Annotated in this window: 21 protein-coding genes, 2 tRNA genes and 1 other RNA gene; 14 read left to right on the forward strand and 10 right to left on the reverse strand. The window is 55.8% G+C overall.

The window, feature by feature from the left end; genetic code table 11:
* The first annotated feature begins 6 nt into the window (after positions 1-6).
* Genes mnmH through ACMGF7_RS18530 form a run of 3 tightly spaced genes read left to right on the forward strand, consistent with a single transcriptional unit; the run spans position 7 to position 3,334 of the window.
* Positions 7-1,116, forward strand: coding sequence for a tRNA 2-selenouridine(34) synthase MnmH (mnmH, locus tag ACMGF7_RS18520; protein WP_420286767.1), 1,110 nt, complete (start codon positions 7-9; stop codon positions 1,114-1,116).
* The gene (locus ACMGF7_RS18525; RefSeq protein WP_021503851.1) at positions 1,116-3,041 is read left to right on the forward strand and encodes a DNA topoisomerase III; all 1,926 of its coding nucleotides are present in this window, start codon (positions 1,116-1,118) and stop codon (positions 3,039-3,041) included. The genes mnmH and ACMGF7_RS18525 overlap by 1 nt, the downstream gene beginning before the upstream one ends.
* Positions 3,038-3,334 (forward strand): YnjH family protein, encoded by a 297-nt coding sequence (locus tag ACMGF7_RS18530; RefSeq protein ID WP_033632870.1) that lies wholly within the window; start codon positions 3,038-3,040, stop codon positions 3,332-3,334. The genes ACMGF7_RS18525 and ACMGF7_RS18530 overlap by 4 nt, the downstream gene beginning before the upstream one ends.
* A gap of 21 nt (positions 3,335-3,355) precedes the next feature.
* Here ACMGF7_RS18530 and ACMGF7_RS18535 read toward each other — a convergent pair whose 3' ends face one another.
* The 8 genes from ACMGF7_RS18535 to ACMGF7_RS18570 all read right to left on the reverse strand — a co-directional run bounded on the left by ACMGF7_RS18535 (position 3,356) and on the right by ACMGF7_RS18570 (position 7,472).
* Entirely contained in the window at positions 3,356-3,757 is a 402-nt protein-coding gene (locus ACMGF7_RS18535) for a pyrimidine (deoxy)nucleoside triphosphate diphosphatase (protein ID WP_004932193.1), read from the reverse strand.
* Positions 3,758-3,800: 43 nt separating this feature from the next.
* Entirely contained in the window at positions 3,801-4,607 is an 807-nt protein-coding gene (gene xthA / locus ACMGF7_RS18540; protein WP_004932192.1) for an exodeoxyribonuclease III, read from the reverse strand.
* A 101-nt stretch (positions 4,608-4,708) separates the two neighbouring features.
* The gene (locus ACMGF7_RS18545) at positions 4,709-5,281 is read right to left on the reverse strand and encodes a TIGR00730 family Rossman fold protein (RefSeq protein ID WP_004932190.1); all 573 of its coding nucleotides are present in this window, start codon (positions 5,279-5,281) and stop codon (positions 4,709-4,711) included.
* 192 nt (positions 5,282-5,473) lie between these two features.
* Positions 5,474-5,601: non-coding RNA, RtT sRNA (locus ACMGF7_RS18550), on the reverse strand.
* A gap of 48 nt (positions 5,602-5,649) precedes the next feature.
* A tRNA-Tyr gene (locus ACMGF7_RS18555) sits at positions 5,650-5,734 on the reverse strand.
* A 96-nt stretch (positions 5,735-5,830) separates the two neighbouring features.
* Positions 5,831-5,915 (reverse strand) — tRNA-Tyr (locus ACMGF7_RS18560).
* Positions 5,916-6,090: 175 nt separating this feature from the next.
* Entirely contained in the window at positions 6,091-6,939 is an 849-nt protein-coding gene (purU, locus tag ACMGF7_RS18565; protein WP_004932187.1) for a formyltetrahydrofolate deformylase, read from the reverse strand.
* A 68-nt stretch (positions 6,940-7,007) separates the two neighbouring features.
* Positions 7,008-7,472 carry a YchJ family protein gene (locus ACMGF7_RS18570; RefSeq protein WP_004932183.1) on the reverse strand — a complete coding sequence of 155 codons (465 nt, stop codon included), beginning with the start codon at positions 7,470-7,472 and terminating at the stop codon, positions 7,008-7,010.
* Between the two features lie 118 nt (positions 7,473-7,590).
* Here ACMGF7_RS18570 and rssA point away from each other — a divergent pair, with 118 nt between their 5' ends.
* The 5 genes from rssA to ACMGF7_RS18595 all read left to right on the forward strand — a co-directional run bounded on the left by rssA (position 7,591) and on the right by ACMGF7_RS18595 (position 13,145).
* Entirely contained in the window at positions 7,591-8,493 is a 903-nt protein-coding gene (rssA, locus tag ACMGF7_RS18575) for a patatin-like phospholipase RssA (protein ID WP_015378095.1), read from the forward strand.
* Positions 8,494-8,596: 103 nt separating this feature from the next.
* Complete coding sequence (gene rssB / locus ACMGF7_RS18580) at positions 8,597-9,610, forward strand: two-component system response regulator RssB (RefSeq protein WP_004932178.1); 1,014 nt, start codon at positions 8,597-8,599, stop codon at positions 9,608-9,610.
* 213 nt (positions 9,611-9,823) lie between these two features.
* Positions 9,824-10,741, forward strand: coding sequence for a UTP--glucose-1-phosphate uridylyltransferase GalU (galU, locus tag ACMGF7_RS18585; protein ID WP_015378094.1), 918 nt, complete (start codon positions 9,824-9,826; stop codon positions 10,739-10,741).
* Between the two features lie 40 nt (positions 10,742-10,781).
* Entirely contained in the window at positions 10,782-12,125 is a 1,344-nt protein-coding gene (locus ACMGF7_RS18590) for a UDP-glucose dehydrogenase family protein (RefSeq protein ID WP_197799027.1), read from the forward strand.
* 9 nt (positions 12,126-12,134) lie between these two features.
* Entirely contained in the window at positions 12,135-13,145 is a 1,011-nt protein-coding gene (locus ACMGF7_RS18595; protein WP_049240803.1) for an NAD-dependent epimerase, read from the forward strand.
* Positions 13,146-13,330: 185 nt separating this feature from the next.
* On the opposite strand, the gene hns is transcribed toward ACMGF7_RS18595, so the two are convergent.
* Positions 13,331-13,738 carry a histone-like nucleoid-structuring protein H-NS gene (gene hns, locus ACMGF7_RS18600; RefSeq protein ID WP_004932170.1) on the reverse strand — a complete coding sequence of 136 codons (408 nt, stop codon included), beginning with the start codon at positions 13,736-13,738 and terminating at the stop codon, positions 13,331-13,333.
* A gap of 699 nt (positions 13,739-14,437) precedes the next feature.
* On the opposite strand from hns, the gene ACMGF7_RS18605 reads away from it, so the two are divergent.
* Positions 14,438-15,022, forward strand: a complete 585-nt coding sequence (locus ACMGF7_RS18605; protein ID WP_015378091.1) for a thymidine kinase — start codon at positions 14,438-14,440, stop codon at positions 15,020-15,022.
* A gap of 119 nt (positions 15,023-15,141) precedes the next feature.
* On the opposite strand, the gene adhE is transcribed toward ACMGF7_RS18605, so the two are convergent.
* The gene (gene adhE / locus ACMGF7_RS18610; protein ID WP_033632874.1) at positions 15,142-17,814 is read right to left on the reverse strand and encodes a bifunctional acetaldehyde-CoA/alcohol dehydrogenase; all 2,673 of its coding nucleotides are present in this window, start codon (positions 17,812-17,814) and stop codon (positions 15,142-15,144) included.
* A gap of 531 nt (positions 17,815-18,345) precedes the next feature.
* Here adhE and ACMGF7_RS18615 point away from each other — a divergent pair.
* The 5 genes from ACMGF7_RS18615 (at position 18,346) to oppC (ending at position 25,037) form a co-directional block, all read left to right on the forward strand.
* Positions 18,346-18,990: a YchE family NAAT transporter gene (locus ACMGF7_RS18615; RefSeq protein WP_015378089.1), complete on the forward strand. Its 645-nt coding sequence runs from the start codon at positions 18,346-18,348 to the stop codon at positions 18,988-18,990.
* Between the two features lie 696 nt (positions 18,991-19,686).
* Positions 19,687-21,324 carry an ABC transporter substrate-binding protein gene (locus tag ACMGF7_RS18620; protein WP_048323800.1) on the forward strand — a complete coding sequence of 546 codons (1,638 nt, stop codon included), beginning with the start codon at positions 19,687-19,689 and terminating at the stop codon, positions 21,322-21,324.
* Between the two features lie 149 nt (positions 21,325-21,473).
* Positions 21,474-23,111, forward strand: a complete 1,638-nt coding sequence (oppA, locus tag ACMGF7_RS18625) for an oligopeptide ABC transporter substrate-binding protein OppA (RefSeq protein WP_049242990.1) — start codon at positions 21,474-21,476, stop codon at positions 23,109-23,111.
* Positions 23,112-23,193: 82 nt separating this feature from the next.
* Positions 23,194-24,114, forward strand: coding sequence for an oligopeptide ABC transporter permease OppB (oppB, locus tag ACMGF7_RS18630; protein WP_004932150.1), 921 nt, complete (start codon positions 23,194-23,196; stop codon positions 24,112-24,114).
* A 14-nt stretch (positions 24,115-24,128) separates the two neighbouring features.
* Positions 24,129-25,037, forward strand: a complete 909-nt coding sequence (oppC, locus tag ACMGF7_RS18635; RefSeq protein WP_004932149.1) for an oligopeptide ABC transporter permease OppC — start codon at positions 24,129-24,131, stop codon at positions 25,035-25,037.
* Positions 25,038-25,047 lie beyond the last annotated feature (10 nt).

Genomic DNA, 25,047 nt, shown 5'->3' on the forward strand with positions numbered 1-25,047 from the left:
TCCAACATGCAAGGCAGGCCGGACAGCGACGATTACCAACGCATTTTCCTGCAGGACGTGCCGCTGATTGACGTGCGTGCGCCGATCGAGTTTCAGCAAGGCGCCTTCGCTCAGGCGTTGAACCTGCCGCTGATGGTTGACAGCGAGCGGCAGGCGGTGGGCACCTGCTATAAACAGTATGGTCAGCAAGCGGCGATCGCGCTCGGCCACAGCCTGGTGAACGGCAAACTGCGCGAACAGCGCACCGCCGCCTGGCTGGCGGCCTGTGCGCAGCGACCCGAAGGTTATATTTACTGCTTCCGTGGCGGGCTGCGCTCACAGCTGGTGCAGCAATGGCTGCATGAGGCCGGCGTCGAGTACCCGCGTATCACTGGCGGTTATAAGGCGCTGCGCAATTATCTGCTCGGCGTGTTGGCGCAAAGCGCGGCATTGCCGATGGCCCTGGTGGGCGGCAATACCGGCAGCGGCAAGACGCTGTTGGTCAACGAACTGGCCGACGGCGTCGATCTGGAAGGCGCGGCGCGCCATCGCGGTTCCTCTTTTGGCCGAACGCTGGCGGGGCAAAGCTCACAGATCGATTTTGAGAATCGTCTGGCTGTGTTATTGCTGAAAAAACAGCATGGTGGCAGCCGCCGTTGGGTGCTGGAAGACGAAGGGCGGATCATCGGCAGCAACAATCTGCCGTTGCCGTTGTTCAACGGCATGCAGCAGGCGCCGGTGGCGGTGATCGACGATCCGTTTGATATTCGCCTGGCACGCCTGGAGGCCGAATATATTGACGGGATGCGCGAACAGTTCGAACAGGCCTATGGCGTGGAAGAAGGCTGGCGGCAGTACGACGACTATCTGCATCACGGCCTGTTCGCCATTCGCCGCCGGTTGGGCCTGGAGCGCTTCCAGCAGCTGACGCAGCGGCTGGAAGCGGCGTTGCGGGCACAGCGTCTCAGCGGCCAGGGTGACGCGCACCGCGAGTGGTTGGCGCCCTTGTTGCAGCAGTACTACGATCCGATGTATTGCTATCAGTTGGAAAAGAAAGCCCAGCGGATCGTCTTCCGTGGGAACTATGCAGAAGTAAGAGAATTCTTGATGACGTTCAGCCAGAAAAACGGTGAATAATGCGACTGTTCATAGCCGAGAAACCGAGTTTGGCGCGCGCCATTGCCGACGTATTGCCCAAGCCGCATCGCCGCGGCGACGGGTATATCGCCTGCGGCAACAATGATGTGGTGACCTGGTGCGTCGGCCACCTGTTGGAGCAGGCTCAGCCTGACGCTTATGACAGCCGCTATGCGCGCTGGTCGTTGGCGGATCTGCCGATCATTCCTGAAAAATGGCGGTTGCAGCCGCGGCCTTCGGTCAGCAAACAGCTCAACGCCATTAAAAAGTTGCTGCTTGAAGCCGATGAAGTGGTTCACGCCGGCGACCCGGATCGCGAAGGGCAGCTGCTGGTGGATGAGGTGCTGGACTACCTGGATCTGACGCCGGAAAAACGCCAGAACGTACGCCGCTGTCTGATCAACGATCTCAACCCGCAGGCGGTGGAGCGCGCGGTTGAACGCCTGCGCGACAACCGTGATTTCATTCCGTTGTGCGTGTCTGCGCTGGCGCGTTCGCGCGCCGACTGGCTGTACGGCATCAATATGACCCGCGCCTACACGCTGCTGGGCCGCAACGCCGGTTACGACGGCGTGCTGTCGGTAGGCAGGGTGCAGACGCCGGTGCTCGGATTGGTGGTACGGCGTGATGAAGAGATCGAAAACTTCGTGCCAAAAGACTTCTTTGAGGTCAAGGCGCACATCGTCACGCCGAAAGAAGAACGCTTCGTGGCGCTGTGGCAGCCCAGTGAGTCCTGTGAGCCTTATCAGGACGAAGAGGGGCGTTTGCTGCACCGGCCGTTGGCGGAGCATGTGGTCAAGCGCATTGAAGGCCAGCCGGCTCTGGTCACGTCTTATAACGATAAACGGGAATCGGATACCGCGCCGCTGCCGTTTTCGCTCTCCACGCTGCAAATCGAAGCGGCCCGGCGTTATAACCTCAGCGCGCAACAGGTGCTGGACGTTTGCCAGCGGCTGTACGAAACCCACAAGTTGATTACCTATCCGCGTTCCGACTGTCGCTACCTGCCGGAAGAGCATTTCGCCGGCCGCCACGCGGTGCTGAACGCCATCAGCGTGCACCAGCCCGAGCTGTATCCGCAGCCGGTGATCGACAGCGATCGCCGCAACCGTTGCTGGGACGATAAAAAGGTCGACGCGCACCACGCCATCATTCCCACCGCCCGCGCCGGCAAGATTAATCTGACGCAGGATGAGCGGAACGTGTATGGGCTGGTGGCGCGCCAGTATCTGATGCAGTTCTGTCCGGATGCGGTATTCCGCAAATGCGTGATCGAGCTGGATATCGCCGGCGGCAAATTTATCGCCAAGGCGCGATTCCTGGCGGAAGCCGGCTGGCGTACGCTGCTGGGCAGCAAGGAGCGCGACGAGGAGAACGAAGGTGCGCCGCTGCCGGTGGTGGCTAAAGATGATGAGCTGTTGTGCGAGCGCGGTGAAGTGGTGGAGCGCCAGACGCAGCCGCCGCGGCCGTTTACTGACGCCAGCCTGTTGTCGGCCATGACCGGCATCGCGCGGTTCGTACAAGATAAAGCGCTAAAGAAAATCCTGCGGGCGACCGATGGTTTAGGTACGGAAGCGACGCGAGCGGGGATCATCGAATTGCTGTTCAAGCGGGCGTTTCTGTACAAGAAGGGACGCTATATTCACTCCAGCGAAACCGGGCGCGCATTGATTCACTCGCTGCCGGATCTTGCTGCGCGCCCTGATATGACGGCCAACTGGGAAGCCACGCTGACGCAAATCAGCGAGAAATCCTGCCGCTATCAGGACTTTATGCAGCCGTTGGTCGGCACGCTGCAAGAGCTGATTTATCAGGCCAAGCAGAGCCGGGCGAGCATGGCGTTTCGTGGATTGCCGCCGCCGCCCTCCAGCGGAGGCAAAAAACGCAGGAAAAGCGCCGGCAAGGCGCAGGAGAAGAGTGAATGAAGCGTGGACTCACTGGTGTATTGGCTGCCGCGGCCCTGATGTTTTCCGGCCTGGCCGCCGCCAATCGCGGCGATGTGGACGTGGTGCTACCGGTTTCGCCGGAGATCTGGGGCGCGGCCAAAAGCGGCGACAATCCGCCGCCGGCGCAGCCCTGCAGCCGTTGTTGCGTCTACCAGAATCAGAACTATTCCGAGGGGGCGGTGCTCAAAGTCGAAGGGGAAGTGCTGCAGTGCGTGCGTGAGCCTAATACTATCGGCACCAACCCCTTGATTTGGGTACGATTGAAGAAGTGACGATGTAACCTGTCACCGCGCTCAGCGCGCCTCGCCTTGCGCGGCGAGATAATCCGCCAACAGTGGAACGTCAGCGGGCGCCAGGGGGTATTCCTGCGCCTGTTGCGGCGTGACCCAGACCAGCGCCGAATGGCAGCGCTGTTGCAGTTCACCGGAGAACTCCGCGACTCGCCAGGCATGCAGTCGGATGATGCGTTCGCCTTGCCGCCACTGATTGCTGCCCACATAGTTGCCGATACGGGCGTTAATCCCCAATTCTTCATCCAGCTCGCGCGTCAGCGCCTCCGGCTGGCTTTCGCCGGTTTCAACCTTGCCGCCGGGAAACTCCCACAGGCCGGCTTGATCGCTGCCTGCGCCGCGCTGGGCCAGCAAAATACGCCCATTTTGTTCCAGAATGGCGGCTACTACGTCGATAATTTTCATCGGCTTCACAGAATAAAACCCCGGCGAGCGCCGGGGGATGGGGTTACAGCGTGAATTCCGCCCAGACCGGCGCATGGTCAGAAGGTTTCTCCATGCCGCGGGTTTGGTAATCAATGCCGGTGGCGATGCAGCGCGAAGCCAGCGGGGTGCTGGCCAACAGCAGATCGATACGCAGGCCGCGGTTGTCGTCGAACCCTTTGGAGCGGTAGTCGAACCATGAGAACTCGTCGTTGCGCCCCGGGTTGGCGTGGCGATAGGTATCCACCAGGCCCCAGTTCAGCAGGCGATCCATCCATTCGCGCTCTTCCGGCAGGAAGGAGCACTTGCCGGTGCGCAGCCAGCGTTTGCGGTTGTCTTCGCCGATGCCGATATCGTAATCACTCGGGCTGATATTCATGTCGCCCATGATCAGCACCGGGGATTCCGCCGACAGCTGCTGCTCCAGGTAGTTTTGCAGATCCTGATAAAAGCGTGTTTTAGCCGGGAATTTGATCGGGTGGTCGCGGCTTTCACCTTGCGGGAAGTAGCCGTTGATCACCGTCAGCGTGCCCTGCGGCGTAGCCAGATCGGCCATGATGATGCGACGCTGCGCGTCTTCTTCATCGGTTGGGAAACCGCGGCGCACGGCCAGGGGCTCCGCTTTGGTCAGCAGCGCCACGCCGTAATGGCCTTTTTGCCCGTGATAGAACACGTGATAGCCGTGCTGGCTGACTTCTTCCAATGGGAACATGTCATCGTGAACTTTGGTTTCCTGCAGACCGATCACGTCGGGCTGGTGCTGTTCGATAATTGCCGCCAGCTGATGCGGACGCGCGCGCAGTCCATTGATATTAAAAGAGACAAACTTCATGAGCGGTGCCGTTTTCACGAGAAAAATGTGCTGTGATAGTAGCAGAGTTTGGCGGGAAATGTAACGCAGACAGCGGCAGGACCGCTGACTGCGCCGCGGGTTTATTTCGCCCAGCGGTCGTAATTTTTAGGTTGATAGTCGTCAAACTGTTGCAGCAGCGTCTGTGCCGATTCGCTGATGTGCAGGGTGCCGAGATAGTCGTGACGCATAAAACCCTGATCGGCGACGTGCTCGAGGAACTGGCTCAGCGGGCGGTAGAATCCGTTGACGTTCAGCAGGCCGACCGGCTTATTGTGATAGCCGATTTGCCCCCAGGTCCAGATTTCAAACAGCTCTTCCAGCGTGCCGATGCCGCCGGGCAGGGCGATAAAACTGTCCGCCAGCGCTGCCATACGGGCTTTGCGCGTATGCATGTCTGGCACCACTTCCAATTCAGTCAGGCCGCGATGCGCCGTTTCCGCTTCAACCAGGCGCTCGGGGATAATGCCGACCGCTTCACCGCCTGCGGCCAACACCGCGTCTGCCACGATCCCCATCAATCCTTTTTTGCCGCCGCCATAGATTAAACGGCGCCCCTGTGCGGCCAGCAGTTGCCCCAGTTGACGAGCCTGCTCGGCATAAGCGGGATTGACGCCTTCGCTGGCGCCACAAAAAACGCAAATATTGTTTCGCATCCACCTGTTCCTTACTGCACTAAAGAAGCCAGTGGTATAGCGAATTGTCGGCCGGAGTTCAAGTTACGGCTGGGAGAGAGGAACAAAACGGCTGGATTAAAGCGGTTAATAAGGGGAGATAACTTGATTTATTGATACGAGAACATTGGATGCAACGTGTTTTAAGTAGGGTTTGGAATTTTCTGCAAAAGGTGGTGGTGGGGGAAGGATGATTCGTCGCTACGCGACTCACCCTGCGGGCCGCGCTGAAGCGCGTTGTCTCACTGCGTGAGACTCGAACCTTGGTCGAAGCTTCTCATCCTTCCCCCATGCGGAGCATTATGGAAGTGATGTGCTTTTAATTAGGTTCGGGGATTTTCTGCAAGGGATGGTGGTGGGGGAAGGATTCGAACCTTCGAAGTCTGTGACGGCAGATTTACAGTCTGCTCCCTTTGGCCGCTCGGGAACCCCACCATGGTATTCATGGATTTACAAATTGTTGTTCCGGTTTTACCCGGAAGAAACCTGGCCGGTTTCTTTACTGCGTCTTCGCTCCTGGCAGAGAGAAGATGGTGGTGGGGGAAGGATTCGAACCTTCGAAGTCAGTGACGGCAGATTTACAGTCTGCTCCCTTTGGCCGCTCGGGAACCCCACCATATACATGGCTATTTAACTGGCCTTGCTTGCGAGAGCGCTGTCTCGGTAAGCGGGGCGCATCATATCAAATGAAGCGGATGTGTAAAGTATTGAAATGCAGAAAATGAATCGTTTGCCGTTTTTTTATTCTTGACGGTGCATCCCTGAACGAAATGCACCGATTTATTGAACGATTACAGAATAACGGTGCGGTTGCCGTAGACGAAGACGCGCTGCGCCAGCACCTGATACAGAGCGCGGCTGAGCACGTTTTTCTCCACGTCGCGGCCGGCGCGCATCATATCCTCGGCGGAATAGGTGTGATCGACGTGGATCACGTCCTGCATGATGATCGGGCCTTCGTCGAGATTGTCGTTAACGTAATGGGCAGTGGCGCCGATGATTTTTACCCCGCGCTCGTAGGCCTGGTGGTAAGGCCGTGCGCCGATAAACGCCGGCAGGAACGAATGGTGAATGTTGATTACCTGATTCGGATAATGTTGCACGAAGGCCGGGGTCAGCACGCGCATATATTTGGCCAGCACCACGTAATCCGGCTGATATTGATCGATCTTGGCCGTCATTTCGCGGTCGTGCTGTTCGCGCGTCAAGCCTTCGTGGCTCACCAGATGGAAAGGAATATCGAAACGCTCCACCAGCGTTTGCAGCGTGTCGTGGTTGCCGATTACGGCGGCGATCTCAACGTCGAGGCCGCCATAGGCGCTTTTCATCAACAGATCGCCCAGGCAGTGCGCCTCTTTGGTGACCAGCACCACGATGCGCCGGCGCCCGGTGCTGTGCAGTTCACGCAGTGAACCTTCCGGCAGAGCGCTGTCCAGATCGGCCAGCAGCGTGTTGTCGTTGAAAATGCCTTCCAGTTCGGTGCGCATGAAGAAACGCCCGGTGCGGTGATCGACGAACTCATTGTTCTGGACGATATTGAGTTCGTGCTTGTAACAGATGTTGGTGATCTTGGCGATCAGCCCTTTGGCGTCCGGGCAGATGGTGCGTAACACTTTCCGTTGTACATTTTGGTGTGGCATGGGTTTGAGGATCCTGTCTGATACTGAACGGCCTGTCTGCGCAGGCGTAAACGTGAAGCGCCGGCCGATTAGCGCCCGCAGCACTTCTTGTATTTTTTCCCTGAGCCACAGGGACACATCGCATTTCGGCCGGGCTGGGGTTTGGTGCCGTCGATATAATACCAACGTTGATCGCGACGAAGGAAGCGCGAGCGCTCATGCATCGTCTGCGGCTCGCCGCTTTCGCCATCGGTGAAACGGGCGATGAATTCGACGAAGCCTTCATCCGGCTCATGACCGGCTTTCTCTTCCACGATCGTCAGGCCCAGCCACTCGGTATTCTTAAAACTGTCGACGATGGCATTGCGCCATGCTTCGGCGCCGCAGTCGGGGTGCCAGGTGGCGATCAGATAGTCGACGTTATGATTCACGTAGGCGGTGAAGCGTGAACGCATCAGTTGGCCGGGCGTCGGTGCCGGCTGACTGCCGCTGATAAATGGGGCGCAGCACGCGTTATACGCCAGTCCGCTGCCGCATGGGCATGATTCGGGCAAAATGACTCCTGAGAAAACGAGGCTGAAAATGAATTTAGCGCATATGTTACCTAACAATATTCGTCAGTGACAATCTACCCTGAAAGCAGAGAACACCGTTTACCGAGAGGATGACGCGATGCGGCAAATCAAGATCGGACTGGCGCTGGGAGCGGGCTCGGCTAAAGGCTGGGCGCACATCGGCGTGATCAATGCGTTAAAGAAGCTGGGGATTGAGGTCGATATCGTTGCCGGCTGCTCTGTCGGCGCGTTGGTGGGCGCCGCGTTCGCCAGCCATCGCCTGCCGGCGATGGAGCAGTGGGTGCGATCGTTCAGCTATTGGGACGTGATTCGCCTGATGGATTTTTCCTGGCAGCGCGGCGGCCTGTTGCGGGGCGAGCGGGTGTTTAACGCCGTCGGACAGCTGCTGAAGATCAATGATATCGCCGATTGTGCGTTGAAGTTCGGTGCCGTGACGACCAATCTCAGTACCGGGCGTGAGCTGTGGCTGACCGAAGGCGATATTCATCAGGCGATACGCGCCTCCTGCAGCATGCCCGGCCTGTTGGCGCCGGTATGGGCCGACGGCTATTGGCTGGTGGATGGCGCGGTGGTCAATCCGGTGCCGGTGTCGCTTTGCCGCGCCATGGGCGCCGATATCGTCATTGCGGTCGATCTGCAGCATGACGCGCACCTGATGCAGCAGGATCTGTTCTCGATACGTATCGAGGAAGAAAGCCCGGACGATGCGCCTGCGGCTACCTGGCGCGGGCGTCTGCGGGAACGCGTCGGCAGAATGCGCAAGCGCAAACCGGCGACGGCGCCGACGGCGATGGAGATTATGAGCACATCGATTCAAATGCTGGAGAATCGCCTGAAGCGCAACCGAATGGCGAGCGATCCGCCGGATGTCTTGATCCAGCCTTTTTGCCCGCAAATCTCAACGCTGGATTTCCATCGCGCCGATGAAGCGATCGAGGCGGGGTTGCTGGCGGTTGAAAAACAACTGGATCGGTTGTTGCCGTTGATAAAAAATAGATAATTCTCGGTTCTTGGTTGGCAATGCGCAGTTGGTCTGTTTCAGACGAGCATAAGTGACCTTTTTGAGCCACTATTACACTATGGAAAGGGACGAGGCTCGGCTGATGGCATTACCACTCACTCACAAGCGCATCTTGATCGTTGAGGACGAACAGGTTTTTCGTTCCGTGCTGGTCGGTTATCTGACCTCGCTGGGCGCTGAAACCGGCGAGGCGACCAACGGTTTACAGGCGCTGAGTGCCGTCGATGACTTCAAGCCGGATCTGATTCTGTGCGATCTCGCGATGCCGGAAATGGGCGGTATCGAATTCGTTGAACACCTGCGTTTGCAGGGGCTGCAGATCCCGGTGCTGGTGATCTCGGCCACCGACAAGATGGCGGACATCGCCAAGGTGCTGCGGTTGGGCGTGCAGGATGTGCTGCTCAAGCCGCTGACCGATCTCAATCGCTTGCGTGAAGCGGTGCTGGCGTGCTTATACCCCAATATGTTCACCTCCCAGGCGATTGAAGAGGTTGAACTGTTTCAGGATTGGGATGCGTTGAGCAAAAATCCTTCCGAAGCCGTCAAACTGCTTAAGCAACTGCAGCCGCCGGTACAGCAGACCATTGCGCATTGCCGGATCAACTATCGGCAGTTAACCACCGGCGAAAATCCCGGCCTGGTGCTGGATATTGCCGCCTTGTCAGAAAAGGACCTGGCATTCTATTGCCTGGACGTCACGCGCGCCGGCGATAATGGCGTATTGGCGGCATTGCTGTTGCGCGCATTATTTAATGGGCTGCTGCAGGACCATCTGGCTAATCAACAGCATCGTTTGCCGCAAATGTCGGCATTGTTAAAGCAGGTTAATCAATTATTGCGGCAGGGGAAATTAGACGGTCAATTCCCTCTGTTGTTGGGATATTATCACGCCGAAAATAAAAACCTGATTCTGGTTTCCGCCGGGTTGCATGCCAACGTCAATACCGGTGACAATCAAATCCAGCTGAGCAACGGCGTGCCACTGGGGACGCTGGGGGCTACCTACATGAATCAGATCAGCCAGCGTTGTACCGCCTGGCAATGTCAGGTATGGGGCAGCGGTGGCCGATTGCGACTGATGCTCAGCGCTGAATAGCAGGCAGCGATCGGCGCGATCTTAAGCTATTTACTTATCTGTAATTAAACCGTTTATTTATTCTCCGGATTATCCGAACGGGTAATAGTCCTAAATGCTTTCTATTTGTGTTCTGGTTAATGCTCGGCGCGCATAAGCTGGTATACTCCGAAGGTTTTTTTATATCGAGCCCAAGCTCATAAAATGAGCGCTTTAGCTTTAAGAGAGGAAATAATGCCTGCTGTAAATCGCAAAGTCAGAAAAGCCGTGATCCCGGTTGCAGGCTTGGGTACGCGGATGTTGCCGGCCACCAAAGCCATTCCGAAAGAAATGCTGCCGCTGGTTGATAAACCTCTGATCCAATACGTCGTCAATGAGTGCATTGCGGCGGGGATTAACGAGATTGTGCTGGTCACCCACTCCTCCAAGAACTCGATCGAAAACCATTTTGATACCAGTTTCGAACTCGAAGCGATGCTGGAAAAACGCGTCAAGCGCCAATTGCTGGACGAAGTGCAGTCGATCTGCCCGAAAGGTGTTACCGTGATGCAGGTTCGTCAGGGTAATGCCAAAGGCCTGGGGCACGCGATTATGTGTGCCTACCCGATGGTGGGCGATGAACCGGTCGCGGTGGTGCTTCCGGACGTGATCCTCGACGAATACAGCGCCGATCCGAAAAAAGACAACCTGCACGAAATGCTGCAGCGCTTCGAAGCCACCGGCGTCAGCCAGATCATGGTTGAACCCGTGCCGCATAAGGATGTCGGAAACTACGGCGTAGCCGACTGTAAGGGCGTTGATTTGCAACCGGGCGAAAGCGCGCCGATGGTCAGCGTGGTTGAGAAACCGTCGCCGGATAAAGCCCCTTCCAACCTGGCGATTGTCGGTCGTTATGTGTTGTCCGCCGATATTTGGCCGCTGTTGGCGAAAACGCCTCCAGGTGCCGGCGATGAAATTCAGCTGACTGACAGCATCGAAATGCTGATGCAGCAGGAAACGGTGGAAGCGTATCACCTGAAAGGCGTGAGCCATGACTGCGGTAACAAACTGGGTTACATGCAGGCCTTCGTGGAGTACGGCATGCGTCATGCCAGCCTGGGCAAAGAGTTTTCTCAGTGGCTGCAACAGGTTGTTGCCGCTGACAAGAAGTAATTTGATCTTTCGTCTTAATTTGAAAAACTAGGATTTTCACATGAAAGTAACAGTTTTTGGTATTGGTTATGTGGGGCTGGTACAGGCCGCCGTGCTGGCTGAAGTTGGCCATGATGTTATGTGCATCGATGTTGACGAACGAAAAGTCGAGAACCTGAAAAAAGGGAATATCCCGATTTTTGAACCGGGCCTGACGCCGCTGGTACAGCAAAACTATGAGGCTGGGCGCCTGCATTTCACCACCGATGCCAAAGCGGGCGTGGCGCACGGGAATATCCAGTTTATCGCCGTCGGTACGCCGCCGGATGAAGACGGTTCCGCCGATCTGAAATATGTCACCGCGGTGGCGCGCACCATCGCCGAGCACATGACCGATCGCAAAGTGGTGATCGACAAATCTACCGTGCCGGTCGGTACGGCGGACAAAGTGCGTCAGGTGATGGCGGAAACGCTGGCAAAACGCGGCAGCAACGTGCCGTTCGACGTGGTGTCCAACCCTGAATTCCTGAAGGAAGGCGCTGCGGTGGCTGACTGCATGCGCCCTGAGCGCATCGTGATCGGCACCGATAATAAAGAGGTGATCGAGCCTATTCGCGAGCTGTACGAGCCGTTTAACCGCAATCACGATCGTATGATCATGATGGATATCCGCAGCGCGGAGCTGACCAAATATGCCGCCAACTGCATGCTGGCGACCAAAATCAGCTTTATGAACGAAATGTCCAACCTGGCAGAAATGCTGGGCGCGGACATCGAGAAAGTGCGTCAGGGCATTGGTTCCGACTCACGCATCGGTTATCACTTCATCTACCCTGGCTGCGGCTACGGTGGTTCTTGCTTCCCGAAAGATGTCCAGGCGTTGATCCGCACGGCAGAGCAGATCGGTTACCAACCGAAGCTGCTGCAGGCGGTAGAGCAGGTCAACTACCAACAGAAAGACAAGCTGAACAGCTTTATCAAAGACTACTTCGGCAGCGATCTGAAGGGCAAAACCTTCGCGCTGTGGGGCCTGGCGTTCAAGCCGAATACCGATGACATGCGTGAAGCGTCCAGCCGCGTGCTGATGGAACAGCTGTGGGCTGCCGGTGCCACCGTTCAGGCCTACGATCCGGAAGCGATGAACGAAGTTCAGCGCATTTATGGCCAGCGCGACGACTTGAAGCTGATGGGTACCAAAGAGGCTGCGTTGCACGGCGCCGATGCTCTGGTGATCTGCACCGAATGGCAGAATTTCCGCGCGCCGGACTTCGACGTGATCAAAAGTGAGTTGAAGCAGCCGGTGATCTTCGATGGACGTAACCTGTACGATCCGGAGCGTTTGGAGAATCGCGGCTTTACCTACTACGCGATTGGCCGCGGCGCCTCGATTAAACCGGTTATTTAAGGAGTGGGCATGAAATTCCTGGTTACAGGCGCCGCAGGGTTTATTGGTTATCACGTTGCAGAGCGTTTGTTGACCGCCGGGCATCAGGTTGTCGGCATCGATAACCTGAATGACTATTATGACGTGGGCCTGAAAATGGCCCGTCTGGACAGACTGGCGGATAAGCCGGGATTCCGCTTCATCAAGTTGGATTTGGCCGATCGTGAAGGCATGGCGACATTGTTCGCCGAGCATCAGTTCCAACGAGTCATTCATTTGGGTGCCCAAGCCGGCGTGCGTTATTCGCTGGTCAACCCGTTGGCTTATGCGGACGCTAACCTGATCGGTCATTTGAACGTTCTGGAAGGCTGTCGTCATAATAAGGTCGAGCATTTACTTTACGCTTCATCCAGCTCTGTTTATGGCCTCAATCGCAAGTTGCCGTTTGCTACCGAAGATTCTGTCGACCACCCTGTGTCACTGTATGCGGCAACTAAAAAAGCCAATGAGCTGATGTCACACAGTTACGCTCATTTATACGGTCTCCCGACGACGGGGCTACGCTTCTTTACCGTATATGGTCCCTGGGGGCGCCCGGATATGGCGCTGTTCAAGTTTACCAAGGCCATATTGGCGGGGGAGAGTATCGATGTATATAACCACGGTGAAATGCACCGTGACTTTACTTACATTGATGATATCACCGAGGCGATTGTGCGGCTGCAGGCGGTTATTCCGCAGGCGGATCCGTCATGGACCGTTGAACAGGGATCGCCGGCGACCAGTTCCGCACCGTATCATGTTTATAATATCGGCAATAACACCCCCGTTAAACTGATGGAATATATCACGGCGTTGGAGCAGGCTTTAGGGGTAACAGCCCGCAAGAATATGCTGCCGATGCAACCTGGCGACGTGATGGATACCAGCGCTGATACCGCAGAGCTTTATCGCGACATTGGTTTTAAACCGGAAACCAGCGTTGAAGAGGGTGTAAAGCGCTTTGTTGATTGGTATAAGGCATTCTACCAGGTTCAATAATTGAACGGGAGTAAATGCGATAAAGGGGCCTTAGGGCCCTTTTTTTTCGCTGGGACTTCATGCAAGGAGGAAAATGTGAATCAGGATATTTACTAAAAAGAGAGGGATGAGGCGGGATCACGTCTATAAGCTTTAAAATGAAAAGGCCCCCGCAGGGAGCCTTTCAGATACGGACTGAATCGCTATTACAGCAGGAAATCGTCCAGAGATTTACCTTGCTCTTCGATAGCTTTCTTAATCACCGCAGGAGTACGGCCTTGGCCGGTCCAGGTTTTCAGCTCGCCGTTTTCGTCTTTATATTGGTATTTGGCAGGACGTGCCGCACGTTTTGCTTTGCCGGCAGCCTTGTTGGCAGCCATGGTTTGCAGCAGTTCATTCGGATCAATACCGTCAGCAATCAGCATTTCGCGGTATTGTTGCAGTTTACGAGTGCGTTCTTCGATTTCTGCTTGAGCCTGGCTGTCTTCTTCGCGACGTTCGTTCACAACAACTTCCAGTTTCTCGAGCATTTCTTCCAGCGTTTCCAGTGTGCATTCTCTTGCCTGGGCGCGCAGAGTACGGATGTTGTTCAAAATCTTTAATGCTTCGCTCATTGTCCTAGTCTCAAATTATATTGGTGGGGGGCGTCTCGATAATAATAGAGCGCTATTTTCTTTTCTGCAATAGCCAAATTGACTTGAATACTCAAATTTACCTTTTAAAAAACCGTTAATCGGATCTGTCCGACTAATATAGGAAGGGCTGTTAACTATTACCCTTGTCGCACTTAAGTCAAAATTTCAGCAGGCATGCTTTAAAAGGCGCGTGTCGCAAGGCTTTCATCGATAAGTTATCGCCGTAATTTATATCAATATTACAATGGGTTCTGTGGGCTTAATCACGTCATGGCAAGACAGACATTGTAAACAATAGGGGTATATAGGTAAAGATTGCGTCAGGAAACGTCGGGGACAGCGGAGGTGATTAAATGCCCTGTATTGGCCCCGTGTATAATAGACTGACGCGCCGTTGCGGTTGCGGCACCCGCCGCTGCGAAAGGGTGATTATGCATTAATGGGCAAATGATCGCGGTTAACCATTAGCAAGAATTAATAGTGATGACAGGCATACATTATCCTGTAAATAGCTGTAAAAGGAACGGGCCGACAGAACGATATGTTTCGCTTGAAAGCGCATTATTACGGCGAACGCAATATTCGTTCGCTTTGGGCTGAGCTGGGGGGCGGCTTATGGTACACTTACCGTCCTAATCGACATTTGAATATTTCTTATACCATCGGAGTTGCGGGGCCATGGCTCAACTTTATTTTTATTACTCTGCGATGAATGCCGGCAAGTCCACCGCGCTGCTACAGTCTTCATATAACTATCAAGAACGTGGTATGCGCACGCTGGTGTTCACTGCGGAGATCGATCACCGCTTTGGCGTAGGTAAGGTCAGCTCGCGCATCGGTTTATCCTCGCAGGCCCAGCTCTATAACAACGACTCGATGCTGTACGCCATGATTCAGCAAGAGCATCAACAGCAACCGGTGCATTGTGTACTGCTGGATGAAAGCCAGTTCCTGACCAAGGCGCAGGTTGAGCAATTGTGCGATGTGGTGGACCAACTGGACATTCCCGTATTGTGCTACGGCCTGCGTACCGATTTTCTCGGTGAGCTGTTTACCGGCAGCCAATATTTGCTGGCCTGGGCCGATAAGCTGGTGGAATTGAAAACCATCTGTCACTGTGGGCGCAAAGCCAATATGGTGCTGCGGTTGGATGAAAACGGCCAGGCGATGCACGCCGGTGAGCAGGTGGTGATTGGCGGTAACGAGAGCTATGTCTCCGTCTGCCGCAAGCATTATAAAGAGGCGATTCACTCCCTGGAGTAGGGGAGAAAACGCCGCCAAAGCCCGCTGAGGCGTTTTGGCGGCGTGAGTCGAAATGCAGCGCCTCCGGCGCAATAAAAAACCCGCCGTTTGGCGGGTTTTTTTATCGGTTCACGAAACCGTTATTTCTTGGGCTTCTTTACCGCGGCTTTGGCTGCAGCCGGAGCTGCCGCTTCCTCTTCGACTGCTTCGCTGAATTCGCGGCCGTAGAAGGTATCCAGCATGATTTGCTTCAGTTCGGCAATCAGCGGATAGCGCGGGTTGGCGCCGGTGCATTGGTCGTCGAACGCGTCTTCCGACAGCTTGTCGACTTTCGCCAGGAAGTCCGCCTCCTGCACACCCGCCTCACGGATGGAGGTTGGGATGCCCAACTCGGTTTTCAGCTCGTCCAGCCAGGCCAGCAGTTTCTCAATCTTCTGCGCGGTGCGGTCGCCCGGCGCGCTCAGGCCGAGGTGGTCGGCGATTTCAGCGTAGCGGCGGCGCGCCTGAGGGCGGTCGTACTGGCTGAAGGCCGTCTGCTTGGTCGGGTTGTCGTTCGCATTGTAGCGAATGACGTTGGAAATCAGCATCGCGTTGGCCAGGCCGTGCGGAATGTGGAACTCCGAACCCAGTTTGTGCGCCATGGAGTGACAAACCCCGAGGAAGGCGTTGGCAAAAGCGATACCGGCGATGGTGGCGGCGTTGTGCACGCGTTCACGGGCAACCGGGTTTTTCGCGCCTTCTTTGTAGCTGGCCGGCAGATACTCTTTCAACAGTTTCAGCGCCTGCAGCGCCTGGCCGTCGGAGTATTCGTTCGCCAGCACCGAGACGTAGGCTTCCAGCGCGTGGGTCACCGCATCCAGGCCGCCGAAGGCGCACAGGGATTTCGGCATGTTCATCACCAGGTTGGCGTCGACAATCGCCATGTCCGGGGTCAGCGCATAGTCGGCCAGCGGGTATTTCTGCCCGGTGGCGTCGTCGGTCACGACGGCGAATGGTGTGACTTCCGAACCGGTGCCTGACGTCGTGGTGATAGCGATCATCTTCGCTTTCACGCCCATTTTCGGGAATTTGTAGATACGCTTGCGGATGTCCATGAAGCGCAGCGCCAGATCCTCGAAGTGGGTTTCAGGATGTTCGTACAGCACCCACATGATTTTCGCGGCGTCCATCGGCGAACCGCCGCCCAGCGCGATGATGACGTCCGGTTTGAAGGAGTTCATCTGCTCGGCGCCTTTACGCACGATGCTCAGCGTCGGATCGGCTTCCACTTCGAAGAACACTTCGGTTTCGATGCCGTGAGACTTCAGAACCTTGGTGATCTGGTCAGCATAGCCGTTGTTGAACAGGAAACGGTCGGTCACGATGAAGGCGCGTTTCGCCCCGTCGGTCGCCACTTCTTCCAGCGCGATAGGCAGCGAGCCACGGCGGAAGTAGATCGATTTCGGAAGTTTGTGCCACAACATGTTTTCTGCTCGCTTCGCTACAGTTTTCTTGTTGATCAGGTGTTTAGGTCCGACGTTTTCAGAGATGGAGTTGCCACCCCAGGAACCGCAACCCAGCGTCAGCGAAGGCGCGAGTTTGAAGTTGTACAGGTCGCCGATACCGCCCTGAGAAGCCGGGGTGTTGATCAGGATGCGAGCCGTTTTCATTTTATCGCCGAAGTAGGCGATGCGAGCCGTTTGGTTATCCTGGTCGGTGTACAGGCAGGACGTGTGGCCGATACCGCCCATGGCGACCAGTTTTTCGGCTTTGGCGACCGCGTCTTCGAAGTCTTTGGCACGGTACATCGCCAGGGTAGGCGACAGTTTTTCATGTGCGAAAGGTTCGGACTCGTCGACCAGCTTCACTTCACCGATCAGCACTTTGGTGTTGGCCGGCACTTTGATGCCTGCCATTTCGGCGATTTTCGGTGCGGATTGCCCGACGATGGCCGCATTCAGACCGCCGTTTTTCAGGATGATGTCCTGCACCGCTTTCAGTTCTTTACCCTGCAGCAGATAGCCGCCGTGGGAAGCGAAGCGTTCGCGTACCGCATCATAGATAGCGTCAACGACGATGACCGACTGTTCGGAAGCGCAGATAACGCCGCTGTCGAAGGTTTTGGACATCAGGATAGAGGCGACCACGCGCTTAATGTCTGCGGTTTCGTCTACCACGACCGGCGTATTACCGGCGCCGACGCCGATGGCGGGTTTGCCGGAGCTGTAGGCGGCTTTCACCATGCCCGGGCCACCGGTGGCCAGGATCAGGTTGATGTCAGGGTGGTGCATCAGCTGGTTGGACAGCTCGACGGTAGGTTGATCGATCCAACCGATGATGTCTTTTGGCGCGCCGGCGGCGATAGCGGCTTGCAGCACGATATCGGCGGCTTTATTGGTGGCATTCTTCGCACGCGGGTGCGGCGAGAAGATGATGCCGTTACGGGTTTTCAGGCTGATCAGCGCTTTGAAGATCGCGGTAGAAGTTGGGTTGGTGGTAGGGACGATACCGCAAATCAGGCCGATAGGTTCGGCGATGGTGATGGTACCGAAAGTGTCATCTTCAGACAGGATGCCACAGGTTTTTTCATCTTTATAGGCGTTGTAGATGTACTCGGAAGCGAAGTGGTTTTTGATCACTTTGTCTTCGACGATACCCATTCCGGATTCTTCCACGGCCATTTTGGCCAACGGGATACGGGCATCAGCAGCGGCGAGGGCGGCAGCGCGGAAGATTTTATCCACTTGCTCTTGAGTGAAGTTGGCATATTCGCGCTGGGCTTTTTTGACACGTGCGACAAGCTCGTTCAGTTCAGCGACATTCGTTACAGCCATAATGCTCTCCTGATAATGTTAAACTCTTTCAGTAAATAAGCCGTGCGAGCCACTAGTATAGTCATAACGGGAATAAACGGTGATTCGAATACCGGGGGTTTCCCGCGTTATTTCTTCGCATGCTGCTGATTTGCTTAAAGAGCTTTACCCTGCGCCAACCGGAGGGGCAGGCAGTGAAGAGAACGGAACCGGCTGGATTGCCACCGACTTTGTTCTACTCCCTGCCTACGACTAAGAGCTTACCCACTGTTGGGTAGTTGATTTGTGATCTAAATCATGAAAAGTGCAAGCTGACACCTTTCAGCTTGACGGTGTTGAGAGTGGTTATCAATAACTGTGATCGATGACTCTTTTTTCAACATAAAAAATCAAAAGGCCATACATCACTTTAACAAAGGGCATTTGTTTTGTTGCCTAACTTGCTGGTAGTCAAAAATGCTGCTCTGGCCGGATGGATTACCCGCGGCAATTCCATTACATTAGCGCGCATAGGCAGCACACCTTTTTATAGCACTTAACGCGGAGCCATCTGTGGGCCAATCTCTGTTGGATCTTTCCGGCTTTATCAAGTTCTTTGTCGGTCTGTTTGCGCTGGTCAACCCGGTGGGCATCTTGCCGGTGTTTATCAGCATGACCAGCTACCAGGCGGAAGCAGGGCGCAATAAAACCAACCTGACCGCCAACCTGTCGGTCGCCATTATTCTGTGGACATCGCTGTTCCTGGGCGAAGGGATCTTGCGGATGTTCGGCATCTCCATCGATTCGTTCCGCATCGCCGGCGGTATTCTGGTGGTGACCATCGCCATGTCGATGATCAGCGGCAAGCTGGGAGAAGACAAACAGAACAAACAGGAAAAATCGGAGAGCGCGATCCGCGAGAGCATCGGCGTGGTGCCGTTAGCGCTGCCGCTGATGGCGGGGCCGGGGGCGATCAGTTCCACCATCGTGTGGAGTTCCCGTTATCACAACTGGCAAAGCCTGCTCGGCTTTACGGTCGCGATCGCCTTGTTCGCCTTTTGCTGTTGGTTGTTGTTCCGCGCCGCGCCGCTGTTGGTGCGTTTGCTTGGGCAGACCGGCATCAACGTGATCACCCGTATCATGGGTCTGTTGCTGATGGCGCTCGGGATCGAGTTTATCGTTACCGGCATTAAGGCGATATTCCCCGGCCTGTTGTAATACCCTTTGTTTAGCCGCGCACCTTTCGCCTTGGCGCGGCTAAAATTAATTTTAAAGTTTAAATTATTTATTGGTTCGCATTATTATAGTGCACAGGATGAATAAAATTTATGCGGTTGCACTCTTATGTTGCATAAATCTCATGTTGCTGTGCAAAAAAAACGCTAAGCGTTATTTCAGACACTTTTCTTCCCCCATTTCCGCGCGTTTTGCCCCCGTTCAACGGTAAAGCTGTTGTTAAATTAATCACATCATTCTGTGGGGCTTGTCTCACTTTCATCCAGGTGTTATTAGTGATTAACCGACCATAGGCAGGTGTTTGTTCTTTGAATGTCCGGATTGTTAACTGAATGTTTCTTTGTGCGGTAATGAGATTGCGTTGATGGTTTCAAATGAAATGATTTCGTCTTTTTTTTCTTTAAAATCATAGCGATGATTTTGTTTCTCCGCGTCCTCGATCTTGGGGGCCGGATCGGGCTTCGTGCGATAAAAGAGAATTGCTTAACATTTTCGTAAAATTTATTGGCTATGGAATTTGGCTTCTGCTAATTTCCGAGCAACTTTCCCGTGGTCAATTAACTGAAATGCGCCATAAAAACGGGAATGATTTTTGCTGGTATCCGTTTATTTAGAATTCTTATAAACACTTCACAAACTTCGATAAGCGATGCTTGTCGGTGAAAAGGAGCCTCGATTATGCAGCAAACCCTGAAGCGCACTTCTTTGACCTTGTTGATTAGCGGCGCGCTGAGCGTCGGCGCCATAAATAGCAGTTTGGCGGCGGAAGTGCCGGCCGGCGTTCAGTTGGCGCAGCAGCAGAATATTGTGATCAACAACGGCAGCGAAGTGGCTTCATTGGATCCGCATAAGGTCGAGGGCGTACCGGAAAGCAATATCATTCTTAACCTGCTGGAAGGGCTGGTGAGCACCGACGCCAACGGGCATGTGGTGCCGGCGGCGGCGGCGAGCTGGGAAAACCAGAATTATCAGCAATGGACCTTCCACCTGCGCCCCGGCGCGGTGTGGAGCGACGGCAGCCCGGTGACCGCGCAAGACTTCGTCTACAGCTGGCAGCGCCTGGCCGATCCGAAAATCGCCTCGCCCTATGCCAGCTACCTGCAGTACACCAAAGTCGACAATATCGACGATATCCTGACCGGCAAGAAGCCTCCACAGGCCCTCGGCGTCAAGGCGCTGGACGACCAGACGCTGCAGGTGACGCTGAGCGAACCGGTGCCGTATTTCATCAGCATGCTGAGCCACACGTCGCTCAAACCGGTGAAACGCGCGGTAGTGGAGAAATTCGGCGACAAATGGACGCTGCCCGCCAACTATGTCGGCAACGGCGCTTACCGTCTGAAAGAGTGGGTGGTGAACGAGCGGATTGTGCTGGAGCGCAGCCCGAGCTACTGGAACAACAAGCAGACGGTGATCAATCAGGCGACCTTCCTGCCGATTGCTTCCGAAGTCAGCGACGTCAACCGCTTCCGCAGCGGCGAGATCGACATCACCAACAGCGCCATTCCGCCGTACCTGTACGTCAAAATGAAGCGCGAAGTGCCTGAGCAACTGCACGTTAACCCTTATCTGTGCACTTTCTATTACGAACTCAATAACCAGCGGGCGCCGTTCACCGATCCGCGGGTGCGTGCGGCGGTGAAGATGACGCTGGATCGCGACATCATCGCCAACAAGATCATGGGCCAGGGGCAGATCCCGGCCTACAGTTTCACGCCAACCTTCACCGAAGGCGCCAACTTCACGCAGCCCGCCTGGGCCGGCTGGAGCCAGGAACAGCGCAACGCCGAAGCCAAGAAACTGCTGGCGGAAGCGGGTTACAGCGACGCCAAGCCGCTGAAGTTCTCGCTGCTGTACAACACCTCCGATCAAAACAAACAGCAGGCGATCGCCGCCGCGTCGATGTGGAAGAAGAACCTCGGCGCCGACGTCACGCTGCGCAATCAGGAGTGGAAGACCTCGCTGGAAAGCCGCCATCAGGGGCAATACGACGTGGCGCGCGCCACCTGGTGCGGGGATTACAACGAACCCAGCGCCTTCCTGAACCTGGTGCTGTCCAACAGCAGCATCAATACCGTGTTTTATAAGAGCCCGGCGTTCGACGCCATCATGGCCGCCACCCTGAAGGCGCCGGATGAGGCCGCGCGCGCCGCGCTCTATCAGCAGGCAGAAGCGCAACTGGACAAAGACTCCGCGTTGATCCCGGTGTATTACCGCGTCAGCGCGCGGTTGATTAAGCCGACGGTTGGCGGGTTCACCGGCAAAGATCCGCTGGACTATACCGACGTTAAAAATCTGTACATCATCAAGCAGTAAAAGGGGTATTCCTCACGCTGAACCGCAGGGGAATATGGGGAAGGCCCGCCGCCGCATTCGTTCCGCAGCGGCGGGAAAACAGAGTCCGCTTACGGGCAACGCAGGTTCCACGAAGAGCCTGTGATAATAAAAAACTGGAGTCGATAAGTATGACCAACATCACGAAGAAAACCCTCATTGCCGCCGGCGTCATCGCCGCACTCGGCATCACAGCAACCACCTCCGCCTTCGCGGCCGACGTTCCTGCAGGCGTGCAACTGGCCGACAAGCAAGAAATCGTCAAAAACAACGGTTCCGAAGTGCAGTCGCTGGATCCGCATAAAATCGAGGGCGTGCCGGAAAACAACGTGACCCGCGATCTGATGGAAGGCCTGGCGAACAACAGCCCGGATGGTTCCATCGTGCCGGGCGTCGCGGAAAGCTGGGATAACAAGGATTTCAAAATCTGGACCTTCCACCTGCGCAAAGACGCCAAATGGTCCAACGGCAAGCCGGTGACGGCGCAAGATTTCGTCTACAGTTGGCAGCGCGTAGTGGATCCGAAAACCGCGTCGCCTTACGCCAGCTACCTGCAGTACGCCCATGTGGAAAACGTCGATGACATCATCGCCGGTAAAAAAGACAAGTCGACGCTGGGCGTGAAGGCCATCGACGACCATACTTTCCAGGTGACCCTGAGCGAGCCGGTGCCTTATCTGGTTGAAATGACCCCGCACTACGCCATGAAGCCGGTTTATAAAGAGGCGGTGGAGAAATTCGGCGAGAAGTGGACGCTGCCGGCCAACTATGTCAGCAACGGCGCCTACAAACTGAAAGACTGGATTGTCAACGAACGCATCGTACTGGAACGCAACCCGGAATATTGGGATAACGCCAAAACCATCATCAATAAAGTGACGTTCCTGCCTATTTCGTCGGAAGTGACCGACGTTAACCGCTACCGCACCGGCGAAATCGACATGACTTATAACAACATGCCGATCGAACTGTTCCAGAAGCTGAAGAAAGAGATCCCGAAAGAGGTGCACGTCGATCCTTATCTGTGCACCTATTACTACGAAATCAACAACCAGAAGGCGCCGTTCACCGATGCGCGCGTGCGTGAAGCGCTGAAGCTGGGTATGGATCGCGACATCATCGTCAACAAGGTGAAAAACCAGGGCGATCTGCCGGCCTACAGCTTTACGCCGCCATACACCGACGGCGCCAAGCTGACCGCGCCGGAGTGGTTCGGCTGGACGCAGGAAAAACGCAACGAAGTGGCGAAGAAACTGCTGGCGGAAGCCGGCTACGGCCCGGGTAAACCGCTGACCTTCTCCCTGTTGTACAACACGTCAGACCTGCACAAGAAGCTGGCGATCGCCGCCGCCTCCATCTGGAAGAAAAATCTGGGCGTGGACGTGAAGCTGGTGAACCAGGAGTGGAAAACCTTCCTGGATACCCGCCATCAGGGAACCTATGACGTGGCGCGCGCCGGCTGGTGTGCCGACTACAACGAACCGAGTTCGTTCCTGAACATGATGCTGTCCGACAGCAGCAGTAACACCCCGCACTACAAGAGCGCCGAGTTCGATAAGCTGATGGCCAACGTGTTGACCGCGAAGAGCAAAGACGAGCGCGCCGATCTGTATCAGAAAGCGGAAGTTCAGCTGGATAAAGATTCCGCCATCGTTCCGCTGTATTACTATGTGAACGCCCGTCTGGTGAAACCTTACGTTGGTGGCTACACCGGCAAAGACCCGCTTGATAACGTGTACGACAAAAACCTGTACATCATCAAGCATTGATACGGTAAGAGCCGGCGGCCTGGCCGCCGGCCCATGTTGAGAATAATAAGCCGTTATCAGGCTGTCGCACAGGGTTAGGGCAATGCTTAAATTTATACTTCGTCGCTTGTTGGAAGCGATCCCGACACTATTTATCCTTATCACCATCTCATTCTTCATGATGCGCCTGGCGCCCGGCAGTCCATTTACCGGGGAACGCGCATTGCCGCCGGAAGTCATGGCGAATATCGAAGCCAAATATCATTTGAACGACCCGATCTGGAAACAGTACGGTCATTATCTGGCGCAGCTTGCGCAGGGAGACTTCGGCCCGTCCTTTAAATACAAGGATTATTCGGTCAACGATTTGGTGGCCAGCTCTTTCCCGGTCTCCGCCAAGCTCGGCCTGGCCGCGTTTCTGCTGGCGGTGGTGCTGGGCGTGAGCGCCGGTGTGATCGCCGCGCTGAACCAGAACACCAAATGGGACTATACGGTGATGGGGTTCGCCATGACCGGGGTGGTGATACCCAGTTTCGTGGTGGCGCCGCTGTTGGTGCTGATCTTCGCCATCACGTTGAAATGGTTGCCGGGCGGCGGCTGGAACGGTGGTGCGCCTAAGTTCATCATCTTGCCGATGGTGGCGTTGTCGCTGGCCTATATCGCCAGCATCGCCCGTATCACGCGCGGCTCGATGATTGAAGTGTTGCACTCCAACTTCATCCGCACCGCGCGCGCCAAAGGCTTGCCGATGCGTCGCATCATTTTCCGCCACGCGCTGAAGCCGGCGCTGTTGCCGGTGCTGTCCTACATGGGCCCGGCGTTCGTCGGGATCATCACCGGTTCAATGGTGATCGAAACCATTTACGGTCTGCCGGGGATCGGCCAGCTGTTCGTTAACGGCGCGCTGAACCGCGACTACTCCCTGGTGTTGAGCCTGACCATTCTGGTGGGCGCTCTGACCATTCTGTTCAACGCAATCGTCGATGTGCTGTATGCGGTCATCGATCCGAAAATCCGTTATTAATCTGGAGCACGCGAATGATGTTGACTAAAAAGAACAGCGAAGCTCTGGAACACTTCAGCGAGAAGCTGGAAGTGGAAGGGCGCAGCCTGTGGCAAGACGCGCGTCGGCGTTTTATGCACAACCGCGCGGCGGTCAGCAGCCTGTTCATACTGGCGCTGATCACTCTGTTTGTGGTGCTGGCGCCGATGCTGTCGCAATTCGCCTACGACGATACCGATTGGGCGATGATGTCCGCCGCACCCAGCGTTGAATCGGGGCACTATTTCGGCACCGACTCCTCCGGGCGCGATCTGCTGGTGCGCGTGGCGATCGGCGGGCGCATCTCGCTGATGGTCGGCGTGGCGGCGGCGTTGGTGGCGGTGATCGTCGGCACCCTGTACGGCGCGATGTCCGGCTATCTGGGCGGCAAGATCGACTCGGTGATGATGCGCCTGCTGGAGATCCTCAACTCCTTCCCGTTCATGTTCTTCGTGATCCTGCTGGTGACCTTCTTCGGCCAGAATATCCTGCTGATCTTCGTGGCGATCGGCATGGTATCGTGGTTGGACATGGCGCGTATCGTGCGCGGCCAAACCCTCGGTCTGAAGCGCAAGGAGTTCATCGAAGCGGCGCTGGTGTGCGGCGTTTCCACGCGCAACATCGTGCTGCGGCATATCGTGCCTAACGTGCTCGGCGTGGTGGTGGTGTATGCCTCGTTGCTGGTGCCGAGCATGATCCTGTTCGAATCCTTCCTCAGCTTCCTGGGGCTGGGTACGCAGGAGCCGCTGAGCAGCTGGGGCGCATTGCTCAGCGACGGCGCCAACTCAATGGAAGTTTCACCGTGGTTGCTGCTGTTCCCGGCGGGTTTCCTGGTTGTCACTCTGTTCTGTTTCAACTTCATCGGCGATGGCCTGCGTGACGCCCTCGACCCGAAAGATCGTTAAGGAGTGCCAC

Origin of the sequence: Serratia sp. BNK-17, from assembly GCF_048684935.1 — a bacterium.
Taxonomy (GTDB): Bacteria; Pseudomonadota; Gammaproteobacteria; order Enterobacterales; family Enterobacteriaceae; genus Serratia; species Serratia nematodiphila.

Coding starts and splice junctions, on each gene's coding strand:
- ACMGF7_RS18530 (WP_033632870.1), top strand. CDS start 3,038: ATGAAGCGTGGACTCACTGGTGTATTGGCTGCCGCGGCCCTGATGTTT.
- ACMGF7_RS18620 (WP_048323800.1), top strand. CDS start 19,687: ATGCAGCAAACCCTGAAGCGCACTTCTTTGACCTTGTTGATTAGCGGC.
- ACMGF7_RS18525 (WP_021503851.1), top strand. CDS start 1,116: ATGCGACTGTTCATAGCCGAGAAACCGAGTTTGGCGCGCGCCATTGCC.
- rssA (WP_015378095.1), top strand. CDS start 7,591: ATGCGGCAAATCAAGATCGGACTGGCGCTGGGAGCGGGCTCGGCTAAA.
- rssB (WP_004932178.1), top strand. CDS start 8,597: ATGGCATTACCACTCACTCACAAGCGCATCTTGATCGTTGAGGACGAA.
- adhE (WP_033632874.1), bottom strand. CDS start 17,814: ATGGCTGTAACGAATGTCGCTGAACTGAACGAGCTTGTCGCACGTGTC.
- oppC (WP_004932149.1), top strand. CDS start 24,129: ATGATGTTGACTAAAAAGAACAGCGAAGCTCTGGAACACTTCAGCGAG.
- ACMGF7_RS18535 (WP_004932193.1), bottom strand. CDS start 3,757: ATGAAAATTATCGACGTAGTAGCCGCCATTCTGGAACAAAATGGGCGT.
- galU (WP_015378094.1), top strand. CDS start 9,824: ATGCCTGCTGTAAATCGCAAAGTCAGAAAAGCCGTGATCCCGGTTGCA.
- mnmH (WP_420286767.1), top strand. CDS start 7: ATGCAAGGCAGGCCGGACAGCGACGATTACCAACGCATTTTCCTGCAG.
- oppB (WP_004932150.1), top strand. CDS start 23,194: ATGCTTAAATTTATACTTCGTCGCTTGTTGGAAGCGATCCCGACACTA.
- ACMGF7_RS18590 (WP_197799027.1), top strand. CDS start 10,782: ATGAAAGTAACAGTTTTTGGTATTGGTTATGTGGGGCTGGTACAGGCC.
- purU (WP_004932187.1), bottom strand. CDS start 6,939: ATGCCACACCAAAATGTACAACGGAAAGTGTTACGCACCATCTGCCCG.
- ACMGF7_RS18545 (WP_004932190.1), bottom strand. CDS start 5,281: ATGCGAAACAATATTTGCGTTTTTTGTGGCGCCAGCGAAGGCGTCAAT.
- oppA (WP_049242990.1), top strand. CDS start 21,474: ATGACCAACATCACGAAGAAAACCCTCATTGCCGCCGGCGTCATCGCC.
- hns (WP_004932170.1), bottom strand. CDS start 13,738: ATGAGCGAAGCATTAAAGATTTTGAACAACATCCGTACTCTGCGCGCC.
- xthA (WP_004932192.1), bottom strand. CDS start 4,607: ATGAAGTTTGTCTCTTTTAATATCAATGGACTGCGCGCGCGTCCGCAT.
- ACMGF7_RS18605 (WP_015378091.1), top strand. CDS start 14,438: ATGGCTCAACTTTATTTTTATTACTCTGCGATGAATGCCGGCAAGTCC.
- ACMGF7_RS18595 (WP_049240803.1), top strand. CDS start 12,135: ATGAAATTCCTGGTTACAGGCGCCGCAGGGTTTATTGGTTATCACGTT.